At 59.5% G+C, this 20,059-nt stretch carries 20 protein-coding genes; all 20 read left to right on the plus strand.

The features are described from left to right. Positions 1 to 24 precede the first annotated feature (24 nt). The 20 genes from FOT55_RS20275 to FOT55_RS20370 all read left to right on the plus strand — a co-directional run bounded on the left by FOT55_RS20275 (position 25) and on the right by FOT55_RS20370 (position 20,002). A complete protein-coding gene (locus tag FOT55_RS20275) occupies positions 25 to 525 on the plus strand; it encodes a hypothetical protein (RefSeq protein ID WP_147823932.1) in 501 nt (166 codons plus the stop codon). Between the two features lie 171 nt (positions 526 to 696). After that, a complete protein-coding gene (locus FOT55_RS20280; RefSeq protein WP_060433391.1) occupies positions 697 to 3,249 on the plus strand; it encodes a DUF2169 family type VI secretion system accessory protein in 2,553 nt (850 codons plus the stop codon). Continuing rightward, positions 3,246 to 4,313 carry a pentapeptide repeat-containing protein gene (locus FOT55_RS20285; protein ID WP_043138675.1) on the plus strand — a complete coding sequence of 356 codons (1,068 nt, stop codon included), beginning with the start codon at positions 3,246 to 3,248 and terminating at the stop codon, positions 4,311 to 4,313. Before FOT55_RS20280 ends, FOT55_RS20285 begins: the two co-directional genes overlap by 4 nt. Positions 4,314 to 4,343: 30 nt before the next feature. Beyond that, a complete protein-coding gene (locus FOT55_RS20290; RefSeq protein ID WP_025303284.1) occupies positions 4,344 to 4,979 on the plus strand; it encodes a DUF3540 domain-containing protein in 636 nt (211 codons plus the stop codon). Positions 4,980 to 4,995: 16 nt separating this feature from the next. Further along, positions 4,996 to 5,388, plus strand: a complete 393-nt coding sequence (locus tag FOT55_RS20295; RefSeq protein WP_004934933.1) for a DUF4150 domain-containing protein — start codon at positions 4,996 to 4,998, stop codon at positions 5,386 to 5,388. A gap of 48 nt (positions 5,389 to 5,436) precedes the next feature. Continuing rightward, positions 5,437 to 5,937 carry a type VI secretion system accessory protein TagV gene (tagV, locus tag FOT55_RS20300; RefSeq protein WP_025303285.1) on the plus strand — a complete coding sequence of 167 codons (501 nt, stop codon included), beginning with the start codon at positions 5,437 to 5,439 and terminating at the stop codon, positions 5,935 to 5,937. A 29-nt stretch (positions 5,938 to 5,966) separates the two neighbouring features. Next, entirely contained in the window at positions 5,967 to 6,497 is a 531-nt protein-coding gene (gene tssJ / locus FOT55_RS20305; RefSeq protein WP_049206024.1) for a type VI secretion system lipoprotein TssJ, read from the plus strand. 40 nt (positions 6,498 to 6,537) lie between these two features. Beyond that, positions 6,538 to 7,884, plus strand: a complete 1,347-nt coding sequence (gene tssK, locus FOT55_RS20310) for a type VI secretion system baseplate subunit TssK (RefSeq protein WP_025303287.1) — start codon at positions 6,538 to 6,540, stop codon at positions 7,882 to 7,884. A 21-nt stretch (positions 7,885 to 7,905) separates the two neighbouring features. Further along, a complete protein-coding gene (locus tag FOT55_RS20315) occupies positions 7,906 to 9,108 on the plus strand; it encodes a DotU family type VI secretion system protein (protein ID WP_049272050.1) in 1,203 nt (400 codons plus the stop codon). After that, positions 9,108 to 12,743 carry a type VI secretion system membrane subunit TssM gene (gene tssM / locus FOT55_RS20320; RefSeq protein WP_025303289.1) on the plus strand — a complete coding sequence of 1,212 codons (3,636 nt, stop codon included), beginning with the start codon at positions 9,108 to 9,110 and terminating at the stop codon, positions 12,741 to 12,743. The genes FOT55_RS20315 and tssM overlap by 1 nt, the downstream gene beginning before the upstream one ends. Before the next feature lie 18 nt (positions 12,744 to 12,761). Then, positions 12,762 to 13,481 (plus strand): type VI secretion system-associated protein TagF, encoded by a 720-nt coding sequence (gene tagF, locus FOT55_RS20325; protein WP_049295867.1) that lies wholly within the window; start codon positions 12,762 to 12,764, stop codon positions 13,479 to 13,481. 23 nt (positions 13,482 to 13,504) lie between these two features. Next, positions 13,505 to 14,536 (plus strand): type VI secretion system protein TssA, encoded by a 1,032-nt coding sequence (gene tssA, locus FOT55_RS20330; RefSeq protein WP_049206021.1) that lies wholly within the window; start codon positions 13,505 to 13,507, stop codon positions 14,534 to 14,536. Positions 14,537 to 14,656: 120 nt separating this feature from the next. Further along, complete coding sequence (tssB, locus tag FOT55_RS20335; protein ID WP_016927260.1) at positions 14,657 to 15,193, plus strand: type VI secretion system contractile sheath small subunit; 537 nt, start codon at positions 14,657 to 14,659, stop codon at positions 15,191 to 15,193. Positions 15,194 to 15,196: 3 nt separating this feature from the next. Further along, complete coding sequence (tssC, locus tag FOT55_RS20340; protein ID WP_016927259.1) at positions 15,197 to 16,702, plus strand: type VI secretion system contractile sheath large subunit; 1,506 nt, start codon at positions 15,197 to 15,199, stop codon at positions 16,700 to 16,702. A 67-nt stretch (positions 16,703 to 16,769) separates the two neighbouring features. Then, complete coding sequence (locus FOT55_RS20345) at positions 16,770 to 17,153, plus strand: Rap1a/Tai family immunity protein (protein ID WP_025303292.1); 384 nt, start codon at positions 16,770 to 16,772, stop codon at positions 17,151 to 17,153. Beyond that, complete coding sequence (locus tag FOT55_RS20350) at positions 17,150 to 17,641, plus strand: T6SS effector amidase Tae4 family protein (protein ID WP_025303293.1); 492 nt, start codon at positions 17,150 to 17,152, stop codon at positions 17,639 to 17,641. The genes FOT55_RS20345 and FOT55_RS20350 overlap by 4 nt, the downstream gene beginning before the upstream one ends. A 26-nt stretch (positions 17,642 to 17,667) precedes the next feature. Continuing rightward, entirely contained in the window at positions 17,668 to 18,096 is a 429-nt protein-coding gene (locus tag FOT55_RS20355) for a T6SS amidase immunity protein Tai4 family protein (RefSeq protein WP_147823933.1), read from the plus strand. A gap of 195 nt (positions 18,097 to 18,291) precedes the next feature. Next, positions 18,292 to 18,774, plus strand: coding sequence for an Hcp family type VI secretion system effector (locus FOT55_RS20360; RefSeq protein ID WP_004961372.1), 483 nt, complete (start codon positions 18,292 to 18,294; stop codon positions 18,772 to 18,774). An 81-nt stretch (positions 18,775 to 18,855) separates the two neighbouring features. Further along, a complete protein-coding gene (locus FOT55_RS20365) occupies positions 18,856 to 19,650 on the plus strand; it encodes a lysozyme inhibitor LprI family protein (RefSeq protein ID WP_043138771.1) in 795 nt (264 codons plus the stop codon). After that, positions 19,628 to 20,002, plus strand: a complete 375-nt coding sequence (locus tag FOT55_RS20370; RefSeq protein ID WP_049206018.1) for a T6SS amidase immunity protein Tai4 family protein — start codon at positions 19,628 to 19,630, stop codon at positions 20,000 to 20,002. Before FOT55_RS20365 ends, FOT55_RS20370 begins: the two co-directional genes overlap by 23 nt. Positions 20,003 to 20,059: the final 57 nt, after the last annotated feature.

Raw genomic sequence — 20,059 nt, forward strand, 5'->3', positions numbered from 1 at the left:
CACCTTGCATAAGGAAGTGTCACGATGGGCGCGTTCATTGCCTTTTCGACGCAGGACAGCCTCTGGGGACAGATCCTGTTTACCGTCTTTGGCATCCTGATCGGCTGCGTATTGCTCGCTGCGATCGGCAAAACCTTTTTGTCGGCAAGCCGAGCGGCCGCCTTACCCATGCGGTTGCTGATCTTTGTCGCGCTGATGCTAGCGCTCCTGAAATACAATCAGCAGGTGATGTCTGCGGTGAATGCTCCCGCAGAGCTGATCGGGTTCCTGATTTTGCCCGGTTTTTTGATGCGTTACCTCGGTGCGGCGACACCCGGCAGACTGACGCTGGCGATAGAGCTGCCCTGTTTTGCGGCGCTCGTCGCGCTGCTGGTTCTGAGCACCGCCGGCGTCGGATTTTTTGCGCCCTATCACCTGGAGAGCACCGGCCAATTTACCGCCAAGGCGATCGCCGCGTCATTGTCCGTCGCCGCCGTGCTGCTGGCTCGCGGAATAAACGGGAAGGACAACGCACTGTCCTCTTGATCATCCATTTCGAAGTGGGACTCTCCCCGCATTAGCGATCGGCGCTGAACGCCGCATCGTTTTCTTCATCTGTTGTGACATAGCCTGATATCTATTAAACCGAAAAACGGATTGTTTTTGAGCAAGCAGCCTGGCTGCCAGCTGATATCCACAGGAAGCTTTACACACACAATGAAAGTCGTAAAACCTCTGCGCCTCAGCGCGCTTCATCGCCCCTTCTCTTGGCAAGGGCAAAATCATCTGGGCGTTTCCGTTTTGGCCTTGGCCGACATGGGGGCCTCCCCGCGTCTGCGCCCCGAACCGGAACTGTGGCAGTTGGCCGCCGACGAACTTACGTTAAGTGGCGGCGTGCTCGATCTGGCTATCCCAAAAGCCTGTGCGGAGTTTCTCGCCACTGGCAACGCCTACACCCACCATCAACAAGACAAAACCGCCTGCGCCGTGAAGATCCAGTTTGATTCGCTGGAGAAAACGCTGGTGGTTTTCGGCGATCGCCATTGGATCAACGATCGTCCCTCCACGCCTCTTCCCTTTGCAGAAATGCGTCTGGACTGGCGCCGGGCTTACGGCGGTACTCAGTTCGCCGATAATCCGCACGGCATCGGCGCCACTCCCGAAACATTTCCGCAGGGCCGCATCCATCGCCTACCCAATGTTGAACCGCTGCAGGGACGCCTTGCGTCTCCTCGGCAAAGCGCCCAGCCGGCAAGCTTTGACGCGCTGGATATCACCTGGCCGCGTCGCTTCTCCCGCATCGGTAAAAACTACGACGCCGACTGGTTGAAGCACGGCTTTCCCGGCTTCGCCAACGATATCGACTGGCGCCTGTTCAACATGGCAGAAAGCGATCAGCAGTTTCCTCAACGTGATAGCTTGCCGCCGCGGGCTGCCTATCGGATTTGGAATATGCACCCTTCAGAACCGGTGCAGCAAGGGCATTTACCGCCGTGGCGCGCGCGCTGCTTCATCAACCGACTGCGCGGCGGTGAAACGCATTTCGAAGAGATCGCGATGCGCCATACCACCGTCTGGTTCTTCCCGCATCGGGAACAGATGCTGTTGATCTATCAGGGTAGCGCGCGCATCAATGAGGACGATGCCGCCGACGTGATGCAACTGATGCCGGCCCTGGAAACCGAAGGGGAGCCCCGTTCCACCGCGCATTATCGGCAGGTGTTGGCCCAGCGGCTGGATAAAGAACAGGGTGCTTTGCACGCTTTTCGCGAACAAGAATTGCTGCCGGAGGCGTGCATCGGTGCCTGGCTGGATACGGAAACGCCGACGCAGCAAAGCCCAATGGCGGAAAATATCGCCGCCTACGAGCACCAGCAGCGCGAAGAGCATCGCCAGCGCCTGCTGCGTGAAGGCCAGGACATCGATGAACTGTTCCCGCTACCGTCGCAAGAAGCGCCGCCGAAGCTGGACCAACTTGCCGAATTCGTCGAGCGTCTGGAAAGCCAGGCCGAGGTGCAGTATCAGGACATGCTCAAGCTGGCGCACGCCGAGGGTATCGACCCGCTTAACCCCGGAGGGGATCACGTGTCGCCCTCCGGTGCAGAAAGCTACCAGCAGCAGCGCGATCTGCTGTTCCAGGAGGCGCGCCAGCATCCCGACGCGTTCAGCGAGAAGCAGCTGGGGGAAAGCGAGCGCGCGCTGCACCAAATGTATTTAATGTCAGCGCAGGCGCAAAGCCCTGCACTGCGCTTAAGTGGCGATCTGGCGCAAATCATTCGCCAACGCGTCGCCGCCGCCATGCTGCGCGATAAAGATCTCAGCGGCCTTGATCTCACCGGCGCCGATCTGTCCGGCATGGATCTCTGCCAGGCTAACTTACGCGGCGCTTTATTGGAAAACGCCAATCTACGCCAAACCCGACTGGTGGGTTGCGATCTTCGCGAGGCGATGTTGGCGCGCGCCGATCTCAGCGGCGCCGTCTTGCAGCAGGCCGATCTGAGCCACGCCTCTTTGGCCCTGGCGAAATGCGAAGCGACAGATTTCGGCGGCGCGCAGCTGCATGAGACCAATATTCAGCAAACGTTGTTTCAACGCTGCGATTTCACGATGGCGTCATTACGCGATTTGCTGGGATACGAAACCTTGCTCGGACAATGTGATTTCAGCCGCGCCACGCTGGCCAACATTACCCTGATGGAACTGCAGCTGGAGCAGCTGACATTCAGCCACGCCCGGCTCGACAAAGTCAGCTTCGTCAAATGCCGGTTGCTGGCGGTGAACTTCAGTCAGGCGCGGCTGGAAAGTTGCGCCTGGGTTGACACCGAGACGCAAAGTCTCAGCTTCCACGCCGCACGTCTCACAGCCTGCGCCTTTGCAGCGAAGACACTGTTGCCGCAGGCGGATTTCAGCGACGCGACGCTAAACCAGTGCAATTTACGCCAGATGCCGTTGCAGCGGGCCAATTTTAGCCGTGCGCGCCTCAATAATTGCGATCTGTCGGAAACCCGATTGAACGAGGCCGATTTCCGCCAGGCCAACGGCAGTGGCAGCCTGTTCATCCGCAGCGATTTGTCTCGCGCCAGCCTGCGCGATGCCAATTTCATTGCAGCTATCCTGCAAAAATGCGTGCTGTCAGGCGCCGACCTGCAGGGCGCCAATCTGTTCCGGGCTGACCTGTCGCAGTCGCAAGTGGATCAGGCAACCCGGCTAGAGAGAGCCTATACCGCCAGGGTGAAAACATTGCCTCGCCACAACGGGAAGGAAGTATGACCTCAAAACCAGAGCAGATACGCCAGCGCGTAAAACGCGGCGAGCCGATCGCCGGAGAGGACTTGCACGGCCTGTCATTCGCCGGTCTGGATTTGGCCGGCGGCATGTTCAACGAACTGAACCTGAACGGCGTGAACTTCTCTGACTGCGATCTGCGCGACAGCGTTTTCAGCGATTGCCAGCTCGAACACGCACAATTTACGCGGGCGGATCTGAAGCAAACGGCCTTCAATCAGTGCGCCATGTCGGCCAGCCGCTTCAGCGAGAGCCATATCGAACTGACGATGTTCAACGATTGCCGGCTTGAACAGAGCGACTTCAGCCGGCTGTCGCTCAACCAAAGTCACTGGATGTCGTGCCAATTGGCCGGCGCGAATTTTTCCGCCACTCAGCACGATCGCACTACCTTTTACGAAAGCCCGCTCGACGGCGCCATGTTGAATCAGGCGCGCTTATGCCTTGTCACGTTCTTTCGATTAAATCTCTGTAAAACGCAGTTTGAAGGCGTGAACTTCGACCGCGTCACGTTTTTCGAATGTGACCACCGCGGCAAAAGTTACGCCGGGCAGAGCCTGATCGCCTGCCAGTTTACCGATAACCAATTGGACGACGTCGACTTCAGCCAGGCGACGCTGCGCCAGAGCAATTTCAAGGGCGCTTCGCTGCGGCGCGCCAACCTGACCAGCGTACAGGCGCAGCAGTCGCTGTGGCTGGAGGCCAATCTGACTCAGGCGCAGTGTCGCGGCGGGCAGTTCGATCAGGCGATCTTCAGCGAAGCGACGTTGGATGCCGCCAACTTCAGCCAGGCGCGCCTGTATCAATGCGTATTTCAGCACAGCCGATCGGCGCGTTGTGATTTCAGCGACAGCGACCTGACCTACGCCGACTTCTGTTATGCCGACATCGGCGCCGCCGATTTCCGGCGCGCGCGCTTTATGCGCACCCGTATGCATCGCGCCCACCAGCAGCAAACGCGCTGGAGCGATCGCAGCGGGATCCTCGAGAGCGACGAAGAGCTGTACGCCGCCGAAACCTGGAGCGCACAGCGCCAGAGCCGAATCTGAATGCATTGACCACTTCACGAGGGGATCACCATGAGCGTTGCCAACACAACTCGCGCCGTCAACATCGCACCGCCCCAGCAGGCCGCTGGCCAGGTCGTCAACCTGTTGCCGGACGGCAGTCTGGTGGTGGAATGTGAAGGTCGTGGCTGGCATTGTCGCCGGGCGGCGAGCTGCCTGCTGACGCCGGCCCTCGGCGATAACGTGCTGGTCGCCGGCTGCGGCCACCAGCTGTGGGCGATCGCCGTCCTCGAGCGGGCAGAGCCGCAAAGCACGGCGCGGCTCTGCGTCGCAGGCGATCTGCAGATTGAAACGCCGAACGGCTCGCTGTCGTTGCACAGCGCGCAGGCGCTGAAACTGAGCGGCGACGCCATGACGCTGCAGGCGAACAGCGGCGACTGCCACGTCGACAAGATGAAATACAGCGGCGAAGAGCTGTCGGCCTTCGTCAGCATCAGCCGTTTGGTCGGTAAACGCTGCGAGTCGCTGTGGCATTCGGTCAGCCAGATCAGCCATTCGCTGTTCCGCAAAGTGCGCCAAACCGAGCACGTACGCGCCGGGCAGCTGGATTATCAGGCGGAAGATTACGCCCGCATTCATGCCCGCAACACGCTCATTACCTCAAAAGACATCACCAAGCTGGATTCGGAACAAATCCACGTCGGATAACCTGCGGAGGCCTTTTATGTTTGCCAACAGCCAAATGATCGGCGTGGACCTGGCGTTTCCCGACGTCTGTCTGACGCCAAGCCCGGCGCCGGTGCCCGTGCCCTACCCGGATATCGCCCTCGCGCCGACCGCCATCCCGAACGCGTTCAACATTCTGTTCGTCGGTACCCCGGCGCACAACATGGCGACGGTAACGCCCCTGACCAACGGCGACAACCCCGGCGTAGCCACCGGTGTCGCTTCCGGGACGGTGATGGGGCCATCCCGCCACCTGACCGGCGCCTTTACCGTGTTGCTCAAAGGCACTCCGGCCACCCGGCTGACCAGCCTCAGCCTGCAGAATTCCACCAACGCGCTCGGCATGCGCATCGTGCCGAGCCAATTAAAAGTGTTGCTGCTTGCGCCCTGATGACGGCGCCTTATTACACAGCCATTCAATCAAGAAAAAGAGGACATTGTGAAAACACGGATTACCCTGACGCTGCTGACCGCCCTGACGCTTGCCGGTTGTTCCACCCCGCCGCCACCGCCGCCGGCGCTCAATAACGACGCCCTCATCAGCAGTGAAGTCAACGGCGTCACCCTGCAGCACCGCGCCGCGGTAAGCGCGCCGAAACAGTTCAAGCCGATCGGTGAGGAGTACCGCAGCCTGTATGCCGCCAGCATCATGAGTAGCCCGAATTATACCGGCACCGCCGTCGGCAGCCTGGACAACGCCGCCGCGTTCTACGCGCTGGGCGAAGTGGAAAACAACTGGCTGGCGATCTCCGCCATCCGCGGGGGCGATCTGATGGGGTATATCCAGGCCAACGCCGGCGTGCCGGAAGCGCGCTACAAATCAACGCTGCGCAAAGATCTGCCGCGTCGCGCGCGCGCCGCCAAACAGGACTGCGTCAAAGTCGGCGGCGACAGCAAGGCGTGTAAAAACGCCGGCTCAGCCACCTGGATCCTCCAGTAGTCAGCACGCCTGCGGGCGACGAGATTCCTATGATGACGACCCCTATCGCTTCCCGCTGGTGCGGGATGCTGTTTCTGCTGCTGGGCGCGCTGGCGCTCGGCGGCTGCATGTCTTCCGCCAAAAGCGTGCCGTCGCGTTACAGTCTGGTGTTTGACGCTGACCGCCAGGTCAACGCCGCCGCCGGCGCGCAACCGGCGCCGATCAAAATTCGCGTGCTGCTGCTGCGCTCGGATGCGGAATTCATGGATGCCGACTTCTTCAGTCTGCAAAACGACGCCAAAAGCGTGCTCGGCAACAGCCTGCTGGACAGCGATCAGTTCTTCCTGACGCCGGGCCAGACCGGCAAGAAGCTCGGTGGGCAAAGCGCATTGGACGCACGTTACATCGGCGTGATCGCCGAATATCAAAATCTGGACGGCAAGACCTGGCGCATTTCACTGCCGCTGCCGGAACCTACCGAAACCAATTTCTACAAGGTATGGCAATTCTCGCCGGATGAGCTGGAAGCGCATATCGTCGCGGGCGTGAGTGGCCTGCGCCCCGTAAAAAAGGTCGACTGACCTACCGCTGCGCTGAAGCGAAGTAACTATAGGTGTGATGATGAAAGATGCTCATAAGGTTGTCTGGACTGAGGGGATGTTTTTGCGCCCTCACCATTTCCAGCAGGCGGAAAACTATCTCGAAGGCTATATGCGCAACTGGGGCCAGGCCCACAGCGGCTGTTTCTGGGGGTTCCTCACCCTGGATCTGGACCAAACGCTGCTGCGCCAGGGCAAGATTGCGCTCAACGCCGCCAGCGGCATCATGCCGGACGGCACGCCGTTTCGCTTCTCCGGCGCCCAGCAGGCGCCCGCGCCGCTGACCATCGCTGAAAACAAGACCGGTGAAAACGTGGTGCTGGCTCTGCCGACCTACCGCGCAGGGCGTGAAGACGTGATCTTTCAGGAAAGCCCGGAGGCGCTGGCGCGCTATCTGGCTTATGAGAACGAAGTCGACGATCTCAACGCCGTCTCGGTGGGCAGCGCGGCCTTGCAGTTCGGTCGCCTGCGCCTGCGGCTGATGCTGGAGAGTGAGCTCAACGCCGAATGGACGGCGCTCGGCGTGACCCGCGTGCTGGAAAAGCGCGGCGACAACAGCCTGCGTCTCGATACCACGCAGATCCCGCCGATGCTGAACTGCCAGGGCAACCCGGTACTGAAAACCTTCATCAACGATCTGCAGGGCCTGCTGCAACAGCGCAGCCAGCAGATGAGCCAGCGCCTGCTGCAGCCGGGCCGCGGCGGCAGTTCCGAAATGGTCGATTTCATGCTGCTGCAGCTGATCAACCGCCATCTCGGCCAGGTGAGCCACGCCTACCACCTCGATCATCTGCACCCGGAGCGCCTGTTCGCCGATTGGCTGCAGTTCGCCACCGAGCTCGCCAGCTTCTCGGCGCAGCGCACCCCGGAAGGCCGCCTGCCGGTGTATGACCACGACAACCTGGCGCTGTGCTTCGGCAAGCTGATGCTGCTGCTGCGTCAGGGGCTGTCGGTGGTGCTGGAAGACAACGCCATTCAGCTGACGCTGGTCGAACGCTCCCACGGGCTGAACGTCGCCACCGTGCAGGACGCCAAAATGATGCGCGATTTTGGCTTCGTGCTGGCAGTGCGCGCCGACGTGGCCGCCGAGGTGTTGCTGACCCATTTCCCGGCGCAGATGAAGATCGCCCCGGTCACGCGCATCCGCGATCTGGTGCAGCTGCAGCTGCCGGGCATCGGTCTGCGCACCATGCCCGCTGCGCCGCGCCAGATCCCCTATCACGCCGGCTACACCTACTTCGAGCTGGAAAAAGGCGGCGACCTGTGGAAACAGATGGAAAAATCCAGCGCCTTCGCCCTGCACCTGGCCGGCGAATTCCCGGGGCTGGACATGGAATTTTGGGCGATTCGCAGCCATACGGACCGGTAACCTATGACTCAGGAAAATAGCATGGCGCCGGCGGCCAACCCGCTGGTAGACGCCGCCAACCCGCTGCTGAACGCCATTTCGCAGATCCGCCAATCGGCCACGCACGCCAACCCGGCGCAGCTGCGCCAACAGCTGATTGACGAAATGCGCCGCTTCGAGATCCGCGGCCAACGCGCCAACCTGCCTTACGAGGTGATCATCGGCGCGCGTTATTGTCTGTGCACCGCGCTGGATGAAGCGGCGGCGCTGACCCCGTGGGGCAGCAACAGCGTGTGGTCCGGCAGCGGGCTGCTGGTGACTTTCCATAACGAAACCTGGGGCGGCGAGAAGTTTTTCCAACTGCTGGCCAAGCTGTCGCAAAGCCCGCGCGAGCACATCAACCTGCTGGAGCTGATCAATTATTGCCTGCTGTTGGGCTTTGAAGGCCGCTACCGGGTGATGGAAAACGGCCGCTCACAGCTGGAAACCATGAAGCAGCGCCTGCTGCAACTGATCCGGTCGGTTCGTGGCGGCTATGCCCCGCCGCTGTCGCCTCATGCGCTGGATCTGCCGGTACAGCAGAAGCTGTGGCGGCCGCTGGTGCCGCTGTGGGCCTGCGTGGCGCTGACCGGCTTCCTGGCTTCGCTGCTGTTCATCGCCCTCAACTGGCGACTGGGCGACAACACCAGCCCGGTGCTGGCGGCGATTTACCAAACCAATCTGCCGCAGGTGGCGATCGGTAACCCGGCGCCGGCTGCGCCGCCGACGCTGAGCCTGAAAAGTTTCCTGCGCAAAGAGATCGCCGAGGGGTTGGTGGTGGTGCGCGACGAAGCGCAGCAAAGCGTGGTGATCCTCAAAGGCGACGGGCTGTTCGACTCTGCCGCCACCACGGTACGCGCCAACTATATTCCGGTCATCGACCGCATCGCCGCCGCCATGAACGGCGTCAGCGGCAAGATCCTGGTCACCGGTTACAGCGACAACGTGCCGATCCGCAGCGCCCGTTTCGCCTCCAACTGGGAGCTGTCGCTGGCGCGCGCCGAAGCGGTCAGCGCCCGCTTGCAAAAACACCTCGCCAACCCGCAGCGGGTCAAGGCCGAGGGCCGCGGCGAGAGCAACCCCGTCGCGCCGAACGATAACAAAGTGAACCGCGCGTTGAACCGCCGGGTAGAAATTACGCTGTTGGTCGCCCCTGAAAATACCCAGGCGGAAATCAACGGCTTGCCGCAAGGAACCGGAAAGTAATGCTCAGTACGTTATTCTCCATCATCACCAGCCGCCTGCTGTGGGGCTTTGTCGGCATCACCGCGCTGGCGTTCATCATCTGGACGATCGGCCCGCTGGTGGCCATCGGCGACTATCGCCCGCTGGAGCCGGAACTCAACCGCCAGATCGCCATCGGCGTGATTTACCTGATCTGGTTCCTGTGCCGCCTGATCCCGCGCCTCTACAGTGCCTGGTTCAACAGCCGCCTGCTGAGCAATCTGCGCGCCGCCGAAGCGGTGCCGGCGGAAGACGGCAAGCCCGAGGTCAAACAAGACGATCAGTTGGCGCAGCGTTTCGACGAAGCGGCGCAGCTGCTGAAAAAGGCGCGCTTCGCACCGGGCCAGGGCGACGGTAAACATCGCTGGATGACCCGCTTCAGCCGTCAATATCTGTACCAGTTGCCGTGGTATGTGATCATCGGCGCACCCGGCGCCGGCAAAACCACCGCGCTGGTCAACTCCGGCCTGCACTTCCCACTGGCGGATCGCTTCGGCAAAGCCGCGCTGCGCGGCGTGGGCGGCACCCGCAACTGCGACTGGTGGTTTACCAACGACGCCGTGCTGCTCGACACCGCCGGCCGCTACACCACCCAGGAAAGCCAGCGCGAAGAAGACGCCGGTGAATGGCAAAGCTTCGTCGCGCTGCTGAAAAAATACCGCACCCGCCAGCCGATCAACGGCGTGATGGTGACCATCAGCGTCGCCGATCTGCTGAGCGACAGCGCCGAAGCACGCGCCGCCCAGGCCAGCGCACTGCGCAAACGCCTGATTGAACTGCACGAACAGTTGGGCATTCACTTCCCGGTCTATGTGCTGGTGACCAAAACCGACCTGCTCAACGGCTTTATGGCCTACTTCGGCAGCTTCGATAAAGCGCAGCGCGACCAGATCTGGGGATTCACCTTCCCTTACGAGCGCTCACGGCAGCCGGACTTCAACCTGAACGCCGCCTTCGAACAACAATACGCCCTGCTGCAACAACGGCTGGATGCGGCGCTGCCGGATACGCTGCTGATGGAGCACGACGCGCGCCAACGCGCCGAAAGCTACCTGTTCCCGCAGGAGTTCGCCGCGCTGCGCCCGCTGCTCGGCCAATATCTGGAACAGGTGTTCGCCACCTCCAGTTTTGAAACCCGCTTTACCCCGCGCGGCATCTATTTCACCAGCGGCACGCAGGAAGGTCTGCCGTTTGACCGGGTGATGGGCGAACTGAACCGCTACCTGCAGCTGCCGACGGCCAACTCAGGGGTGCAGGCCAACGCGGCCTGGGACAGCGTGGGGCAGGAAACGCCGATCCCGGCAGCCAAAGGCCAGAGCTTCTTCCTGAAAGAGACGCTGGAATCGGTGGTCTTCCAGGAGTCCGGGCTGGCGGGCAGCAACCGCTGGTGGGAATACCGCAACCGCGCCCTGCACTGGGCAGGGTACATCGCGCTGGCGGTGATCCTGGCGGTGCTGGCGATGTTGTGGTTCACCAGCTACGGCAACAACAAGGCCTATCTGGCGGAAGTGGCCGCCAAGGTGCCCGGCGTCGAGCGACAGGGGCAAAGCCTGACCCAGTTGGGCAACGGCGACATGTTCTCGCTGCTGCCGTTCCTCAACAGCCTGCTGCATCTGCCGGACAGCCAGAACTTTTCGCTGGACGATCCGCCGTTCACCTACCGCATGGGGCTGTTCCGCGGCGATCAGGTGGGCGACGCCGGCAATGCGTTGTACCAAAAAGCGCTGAAAGAGCTGCTGCTGCCGCAGGTGGCGCAACAGATCGCCACCACGCTGCGCAACGACAACCACGGCGACGCGGACTTCAGCTACGAAGCGCTGAAGGCCTATCAGATGCTGTATCTGCCAAAGCAGTACGACGGTAAATTCCTGCGCGCCTGGGTGATGCTCAACCTGCAACGCAACCTGCCGCAGGGCAGCACGCAGAAACAGCTGCAGCAGATCGAATGGCACCTCAGCCAACTGCTGGATGCGCAGATCCAGGCCTCGCCTTACGCCAAAGACGAACAGCTGGTGGCGCAGGCGCAGGCCGCACTCAATCGGGCGCCGCTGTCGCAGCGCGTCTATGGCCGCCTCAAGCGCCTGCTGCTGAAACAGACCGACATCAAGCCGGTCAGCCTGGTCGATTTGGCCGGCCCGCAGACCGAACTGGCGTTCAGCCGCAAAAGCGGCAAACCGGTCACCGACGGCGTACCGGGCCTGTTCACCTCACAAGGGTACTGGAAAGCGTTCAACGACAACATCGACCCGGTGACCGACACCTTGCGCAAGGAAGACGTCTGGGTGTTGAACAGCCAGACGCCGGAGCAGAAAAGCGCCGATCTGACCAAGACCATCCGCCAGCTGTACATGCAAGATTTCATCAGCGCCTGGGATGAGCTGCTGGGGGATATCCAACTGGCCAACATCGGCAACCTGACCCAGCGCATCAGCAGCGCGCGCCTGCTGTCCGGCAACCCGTCGCCAATGCGCAATCTGCTGGTCAACGTCAGCAAAAACGTCACCCTGCGCGACGAAAAAAACGACGCCGATTCGCGCTCGCTGCTGGCAAAAACCGAAGATAAGCTGAACCAAAATGCCAACCGCACGCTGGAAGCGCTGTTCACCAACCGGCCGGCCAACGCCGACGGGGACGTGTCGGCCCAGCCGGAACAGCTGGTGATGGCGCACTTCGCGCCGCTGCTGGAGCTGGCGCAAAGCCAGGGCGAAGGCAATAAGGCGATCCCTTTCGACAGCGTGCTGAAACAGGTCGATGAACTGTACAGTTACCTGACGGCGGTGCAGGGCGCGGCCAACAGCGGCATGTCGGCGCCGCCGAGCGACATTATCCCGCGTCTGCAGGCCGAATCCGGCCGCTTGCCGGTGCCGTTCAAACAGATGCTGCTGTCGCTGGCGATCGGCGCCAGCAGCGATACCCAGCGCAAAGAGATGGAGAACGTGAAAAAGCGCATCAGCTTCGAGGTCGGTAGCTTCTGCCGCCAGGCGATCGCCGGCCGTTATCCGCTGGTGGCCCGGGCGCGGCAGGAAGTGACGCCGGACGATCTGGCGCGCATGTTCGCGCCGAACAGCGGGCTGATGGACAGCTTCTTCCGCGACAATCTGCAGGGCAAGGTCGATACCACCCGCGCCAACTGGCGTTTCACGCCCGGCGTGGACGGCAAGACGCTGCCCGGCGGCGAAGGCATCCTGCGGTCGTTCCAGCAGGCGCAGCGCATCCGCGACGCCTTTTTCGCCAACGGCACGGCGACGCCCTCCTACCGCGTGACCGTGCGGCCGGTGCGGATGGATAACGACATCCTCAACCTGACGCTGGATATCGACGGGCAGCTGTTCAAATACAGCCACGGCCCACAGGTACCGCTGGTGGTCAGTTGGCCGGGCACCCGCAATACCAACCAGGTGCATCTGCAGCTGGCGCTGGCCAATGGCACCACCGCCAGCCTGGTGACCAGCGGACCATGGGCGCTGAATCGCCTGGTCGACATGGCGCAATCGTCGGGCACCGGCGGCCTCGGCCGCCAGGCGACGTTTAATCTCGACGGCCACCGCGTCACGCTGGAGTTCACGCCCAACAGCATCCGCAATCCGTTCCAACTGCCGGCCTTCTCGTGCCCGTAGCCCCGAAAGGACATGACCATGAGCACTGATTCAAGCGCCCCGACGAGCATCGGCTGGTACGGCAAACTTCCTTCCGCCGGTGACTTCCTGCAACGCCGTTTGCCTGACCCGGTGGTCAACAACTGGGCCCACTGGTTCCATAACGGGCTGGTGAATTTACAGCGCGATGCACAGGGGCCGAACGGCCACCCGTTCAGCAACGCACCGGTGTGGAACTTCGTGATCCCCGCCACGCTCGGCAGCCCGTACGTGCAGATGGGTTGCCTGTTGCCGGCGCGCGATCGCGTCGGGCGGCGCTACCCCATCTGCGCACTGCGCCTGTTCAGCCTGCAAGAATGGCGCCCGCAACAGCTGAACATGGCGGCGAGCTGGTATCAACAGCTCGGCCATACCCTGCTGAACGGCGTGCGCAACGGTTTCTCCGTCGAGCAGATCGACCGCACGTTGCAGGCGATCCCGGCGCTGCCCAGCCCACCGGCGGAAGCGGATTCCGAGATATTGTCGATTATCGGTTTCCAGCATCCGGACGTACCGGGCCTCGGCTGGCAACAGGCCGCCGACTGCTTCGATCCGGCGCAGTACACCAGCTTCTGGTGGACCAATCAGGCCGACGGACATCCGCTCTACACCCACGTGCACAGCGGCAACCTCACCGTGCAGCTGTTTTCACTGCTGTTCGAACCCAACGGCTGGGCGCGCCCCGGCCGCGGCGGCCAGTACCCGCAAATGTTTGATTAACATCGTTCGTTGAAGGAAATTCTATGGCTATCGATACCGATACCCTGCTGGCCCCGGTTGACGCGGACAATCCCTGCGGCGACAACCTGGAATACGACGCCGACTTTCTGGCGATGGAACAAGCCGCCACCGGCAAGGCCGAACAACAGTTCGGCAGCACCATCATTCCGGAAGAAGCGCCGGATTGGGTGCAGGTCGAGCGCCTCGCGACCTCGCTGCTAACGCGCACCAAAGACCTGCGCGTCATGCTGTATCTCACCCGCGCCTGGACCCAGCTGCGCGGGTTGCCGGGCTACGCCGACGGGCTGACGCTGGTCCACCAGTCGATGACCCGTTACTGGAACACCCTGCAGCCGCCGCTGGAGTTCGATGGGGAAGCCGATCCGCTGTTTCGCATCAACGCGCTGGCCGACCTTGGCGACAAAGCGGCGCTGGCCGCCAGCGTACGCGCCGCGCCGCTGCTGAAAAGCGCCGCCGGAGAAATCTCGCTGCGCGATGCCGGTGCCCTGCTCGACGGCAGCAAACAGGAGTGCCCCAACTTTCCCGGCGGCCGTGCGCGGCTGCAGGATGAACTGGCGCAGCAGGATCGCCCCGAAGGCGCCCTGGTGACGCGCATCGCCAACACCCTGAGCGCCATTCGCAGCGAAGTGACCCGCCATCTGGGGGAAAGCGCGCTGCCGGAAATGAGCGCGCTGACCAAGGTGTTTTCTCTGGTGGCGCTCGCCGGCCAGAGCGATGCCCCGGCCGCCGACGAACCAGACGCGACGCCTGAAGCGGCTGCCATGCAGCAACCGGCCGCCGTACAGAGCGCCACCGCTCCACTCAACTGGCGCAGCGCGCAGATCCAGTCGCGCGACGACGCCCAGTTGATGCTGGACAAGGTGAAAAACTATTTTCGTCTTCATGAACCGAGCCACCCGGCGCCACTGATGATCGATCGAGTCCAGCGACTGATTACGCTGGACTTTATGCAAATCGTCCGCGATTTGGCGCCCGATGGGCTTAACCAACTGGAGACCATTCTCGGTCGCCCCGACAACGAGGAGAACAGCTAGCCGCCGACCTTTGTTCTCTTGACGCATCCGATACCGTCTGCCCTGCGCAGACCCGAATCAGAACCTGACTCTCCCAGCCGGACGAGGCGCGTTCCCAATCGCCATTAGATGGAGTAAATCATGTCAAACTCGAAATCCCGCAGCGGGCAGAAATTCATCGCCCGCAACCGCGCGCCGCGCGTACAGATTGAATACGATGTCGAAATTTATGGCGCAGAGCGCAAAATCCAGCTGCCGTTCGTGATGGGCGTGATGGCGGATCTGGTGGGGAAAGCGGTCGATCCGCAAGCCAGCGTGGAAGAGCGCAAATTCATGGAAATCGACGTCGACAACTTCGACGAGCGTATGAAATCGCTGAAGCCGCGCGTCGCTTACCAGGTCGACAACACCCTGACCGGCGAAGGCAAGCTGAACATCGATCTGACCTTCGAAAGCATGGAAGACTTCTCCCCCGCCGCTATCGCCCGCAAGGTCGACGCGCTGGACAATCTGCTGGACGCCCGCACCCAGCTTTCCAACCTGCTGTCCTACATGGACGGCAAGAACGGCGCCGAAGAGCTGATCTCCAAGATCCTGCAAAACCCGGCGCTGCTGCAATCCCTGACCGACGCGCCGAAGCCGGCGGTTAACGACGACAACAACGAGCGTGAGGATTAATCGATGAGCAACTCGCCTCAGCAACAGAATGCGTTGCAAACCACCGAGACTTTTTCCAGCGATGAGTTCAGCGCGCTGCTGAACAAAGAGTTCCGGCCGAAGACCGATCAGGCCAAAGAAGCGGTCGAGAACGCGGTGAAAACCCTGGCGCAGCAGGCGCTGGAAAACACCGTCACCGTTTCTTCCGACGCCTATCGCACCATCCAGGCGCTGATCGCGGAAATCGACGAAAAGCTGTCGCAGCAGATCAACCAGATCATTCACCACGACGACTTCCAGAAGCTGGAAGGCGCCTGGCACGGCCTGCATTATCTGGTCAACAACTCCGAAACCGACGAGATGCTGAAGATCCGCTTCATGAGCATTTCCAAGCAGGAGCTGGGCCGCACGCTGAAGCGCTATAAAGGCGTGGGTTGGGACCAGAGCCCGATCTTCAAGAAAGTCTACGAAGAAGAGTATGGCCAGTTCGGCGGCGAACCGTTCGGCTGCCTGGTGGGCGACTACTACTTCGATCACAGCCCGCAGGACGTGGAGCTGCTGGGCGAAATGGCCAAGATCGGCGCCGCCTCGCACTGCCCGTTCATCGCCGGCACCGCGCCGAGCGTGATGCAGATGGAGTCCTGGCAGGAGCTCTCCAACCCGCGCGATCTGACCAAGATTTTCCAGAACACCGAGTACGCCGCCTGGCGCAGCCTGCGCGAATCGGAAGACGCGCGCTACCTGGGGCTGGTGATGCCGCGCTTCCTGGCGCGCCTGCCGTATGGCATCCGCACCAACCCGGTAGACGAGTTTGACTTCGAAGAAGACACCGACGGCGCGACCCACGGCAATTACACCTGGACCAACGCCGCCTACGCCATGGCCGCCAACATCAACCGTTCGTTCAAAGAGTTCGGCTGGTGCACCGCCATTCGCGGGGTGGAATCCGGCGGTGCGGTGGAAAACCTGCCGTGCCACACCTTCCCGAGCGACGACGGCGGCGTGGACATGAAGTGCCCGACCGAGATCGCCATCAGCGACCGCCGTGAAGCCGAGCTGGCCAAAAACGGCTTTATGCCGCTGGTGCACCGCAAAAACTCCGACTTCGCCGCCTTTATCGGCGCGCAGTCGCTGCAGAAGCCGGCGGAATACTACGACGCCGACGCCTCCGCCAACGCCCAGCTTTCCGCGCGCCTGCCGTACCTGTTCGCCTGCTGCCGCTTCGCGCACTATCTGAAGTGCATCGTGCGCGACAAAATTGGCTCCTTCCGCGAGCGCGACGACATGGAACGCTGGCTGAACGACTGGATCATGAACTACGTGGACGGCGATCCGGCCAACTCCTCGCAGGAAACCAAGTCGCGCAAACCGCTGGCCGCGGCGGAAGTGCAGGTGGAAGAGATCGAAGACAACCCGGGCTATTACAGCGCCAAGTTCTTCCTGCGCCCGCACTACCAGCTGGAAGGCCTGACCGTCTCCCTGCGCCTGGTGTCGAAGCTGCCTTCGCTGAAGCAAAACGACGCGTCATGATGGACTGAAGTCAGGCCGCGGTAGTGCGGCCTGGCTGATACATTAACCTCATCACAGGGAAAGAAAGATGAAGACAAAACGGTTTTATCTGGCATCGCTGTTGGCAGTCGTCTGCTCGCTCTCCGCCGCGCCGCCAGCTTTCGCAGAGCAGACATCGATAGCGCATTTGACGTCCGATGATGTCAATCTGCCAGGCAGCGACTTTTTCCGTTTCTATCGCAGTGCAGATAAACAGGAAAAAGAGAAAGCGCGGATTTATTTGCTGGGCGTGCTGGACGCGACGGAAGGAAAAAGCTGGTGCCAATACAGCCAGCTACAAACCGTCACTCTGCAGGAGTTTGTGTTCGAATTCTTTAATAAACTTCCCGCTGCGCGCCTGCACGAAAGGGCTGCCCCCCTGATTGAAGAGGCTCTGGCGACTCGCTTCCCCTGCAAAGGAGGCAAAGCATGAAACCTTTATATCGTCAGCTAAAAAGCAGCCATTACTCCTCTGATTACTCTAGCCCGGGATATTTGGCAGCAGAAGCCGTTTACGCTGAGATTGGCTATGAGCTTGATACGCTTCTAAAGCAAAATCCTGGTTATGCCAATACCTGTGCCGTCCGCATGAGCCTGGCGCTGTTGAAAACCGGTATCAGCTTCAAAGGCCGCCTGCCAATCAAGAAAGGCGCCTATAAGGGTAAAACGATTGAACCGGGAGCCAAATTGCTGGCCGATCAGTTGCATCGCTCCAGTAGTTTTGGCAAAGCCAAAATTTTCTTTAATGCTCCAGATGCAGAGAAAGGTATTGGCAATAAAAAAGGAGTCGTGTTCTTCAATAAGATCACCAACTATGATGGCGGACACATTGATCTTATCGAACCAGAAAACTCGCTATTAACCTGCCATTCCCATTGCTATTTTAACTGCAAAGAGGTCTGGTTTTGGGAGTTGAGCTAGTGTTCCATCGGCTTATCAGTAAATGCATGAGGTTTGGTTTAACTGCATGCTTGCTTATCACCTCATTAAGGCTGCAAGCAGCGCCGATTCAGGATCCGGTGGCATTTATCAAACAGATGCCTTATCACCAGGTCGTAAAAGAACTGGCATTGTCACGCTGCCTGGCACAGGTCTCCGATTCGGATAAAGCATTCTCTCTTGATGCAGCCAGAACGGCGAATGCGATGAGAGAATGGATGCCATTCGATATCGAATCAGGTGATGAGAAAATCAATGTTCTCATCGACAAATATAAATCCAGAATCAATGATTTTCACAGCGAAACTAAAGACAAGAGTCAAGGTGTCACCCTAAACTGCCTGCGGTTGTACCATAGCCCTGAATTGGACAAGCTTTCTCGACAGCTCATAGCAGGCAACCCAGATCGCACGTGGAATCAAGATAACGCGAAATAATTAAGCATTGAGCCATTAGCACTTAATAGTGGCTCGGTAACCCGTACCGATAGTTTTCGGTATTTAAGAAGGTGCATGGCACAAGGATATAAATTGGTAATGCATTACCACACTTGCAATTCCTGCTGCTATTACCTGAGTTTTTCAACGTAACGTTAATACTACTGTTAACCCTTAATAAAGAGTGAAGAAACTATGGCTATTGATATGTTCCTGAAAGTTGAAGGTGCCAGCGGCGAATCCAAAGATTCGAATCACAAAGGCTGGACCGACATTACTTCTTTCTCCTGGGGCGCTTCTCAACCGGGCAATATGGGCGTTGGCGGCGGCGGTGGCGCCGGCAAAGTGTGCTTCAACGATCTGCACGTTAACGCGCTGGTCGACAAGTCAACCCCGGCGCTGCTGAAGCACTGCTCCAGCGGTAAGCACCTGACCAAGGTTGAGTTATCTGTCTGCAAGGCGGGCGGTACTCAGGTTGAGTACGTTAAAATCACCCTGGACGACGTGCTGGTCACCGCCGTGCAGTACACCGGCGCAGGCGGCGAAGACACCGTGGGCGTCACCTACTCCTTCCAGGCGGCGAAAGTGAAACAGCAATACTGGGAGCAGAGCGACAAAGGCGGCAAAGGCGCCGAAAGCAGCGCAGGTTGGAACATCAAGGAAAACCGCGAAGCTTAATTGTTATACAACCTCCCCGTTATGGGGAGGTTTATTAGCAAGCAAAGGACAGTTCTCTGCAGAAAGAAGGGCATCACTCTATTGAAAAAAAATAAACTTCTAATCAGCGGCGTCTTATTATCGTTCAGTGCATATGCAGCAGAAAAAAACGTTAATGCCCCAACATCATCAACTATTGATGGCTTATGGCAAGTAACTCAGGTCAACATAGACAATGAGACTACCCGCACACTTAACTATCAACTCAACGACCCTCGATTACTAGGAAGGGTAATCACTATTTCCACTAAATCAATAGAAAACAATCTGCCGGAAAAAGACGTCTGCACAGCGCCAACCTTAAGTATTGAGAGAAGCACGCTAAATCAATTCATCGGCAAGTCGATGGGCGGAGATAAAAGCATCTCGGCTAAAAACTATTCATTGAAAGAAAACGGCCAAGCAGAAGTCTCTCTTTTCAAGATCGCGTGTCACTCCGGATCATTCGGCCCATCCGATAATGGTGTAGGCTCCAGTTTTGCTGCTCTCAATCCACAAAAAATGCTGGTTAATTGGTACGATGGCTCGCTACTGCAATTAGAACGGTTACCGAAAGCTCCTAAACCTGCAGCGTCTTTCGACTGCGCTAAATCTAAAAGTATTGTTGAAAAAACTATCTGCTCAGATTTCAATTTATCCGCCTATGACAAAAGCGTTTCCCAAGCTTGGCTGTTGGCAAAAAAGCAGGCGACCGATGCAGGAGATAAAAAGCTGGCAGCCTCTTTAAACAGCACGCAAAAATCTTGGTTACTGCAAAGGGATAAATGCCGAGATGACAAAGACTGCCTGGCCGATACGATGCAAAAACGAATCGATGAACTCACATCATACGATTAAAACTGTATTCCTACTCACGTTGGCGGTATTGAATACTGAAGCTTCCGCCAACGGAAAGTACTCCTCTGCCGAGTACCTCAAAAACTACGCGCTTAGCGTTTGCATCGCCGAGGGGTACTCAGCAAAAGAAGTCAAAAACGATGCCGCCGCCGCCGCTCGGGGTTACACGGAATTCGGCGATTATTCTCTGGAAGCGCATACCGCCGTCAGGGCGCTGGCAAAAGAATTTCTGGCAAAGCCCTATGACAGTATGTCAGGGGAGCCGATGACGATGGCCAAGTGCATCGATCTTGTACACAGCCAAGCGCTGCAAGCCATCATCAAGAAATACCAAGGGAAAGACGACAACTGAGAGTAAATCCGCATCCCTTCACAGAGTAAATATTGGTATAAAGAATAGGAAAGGAAT

Source organism: Serratia bockelmannii, assembly GCF_008011855.1.
GTDB classification, from domain to species: domain Bacteria; phylum Pseudomonadota; class Gammaproteobacteria; order Enterobacterales; family Enterobacteriaceae; genus Serratia; species Serratia bockelmannii.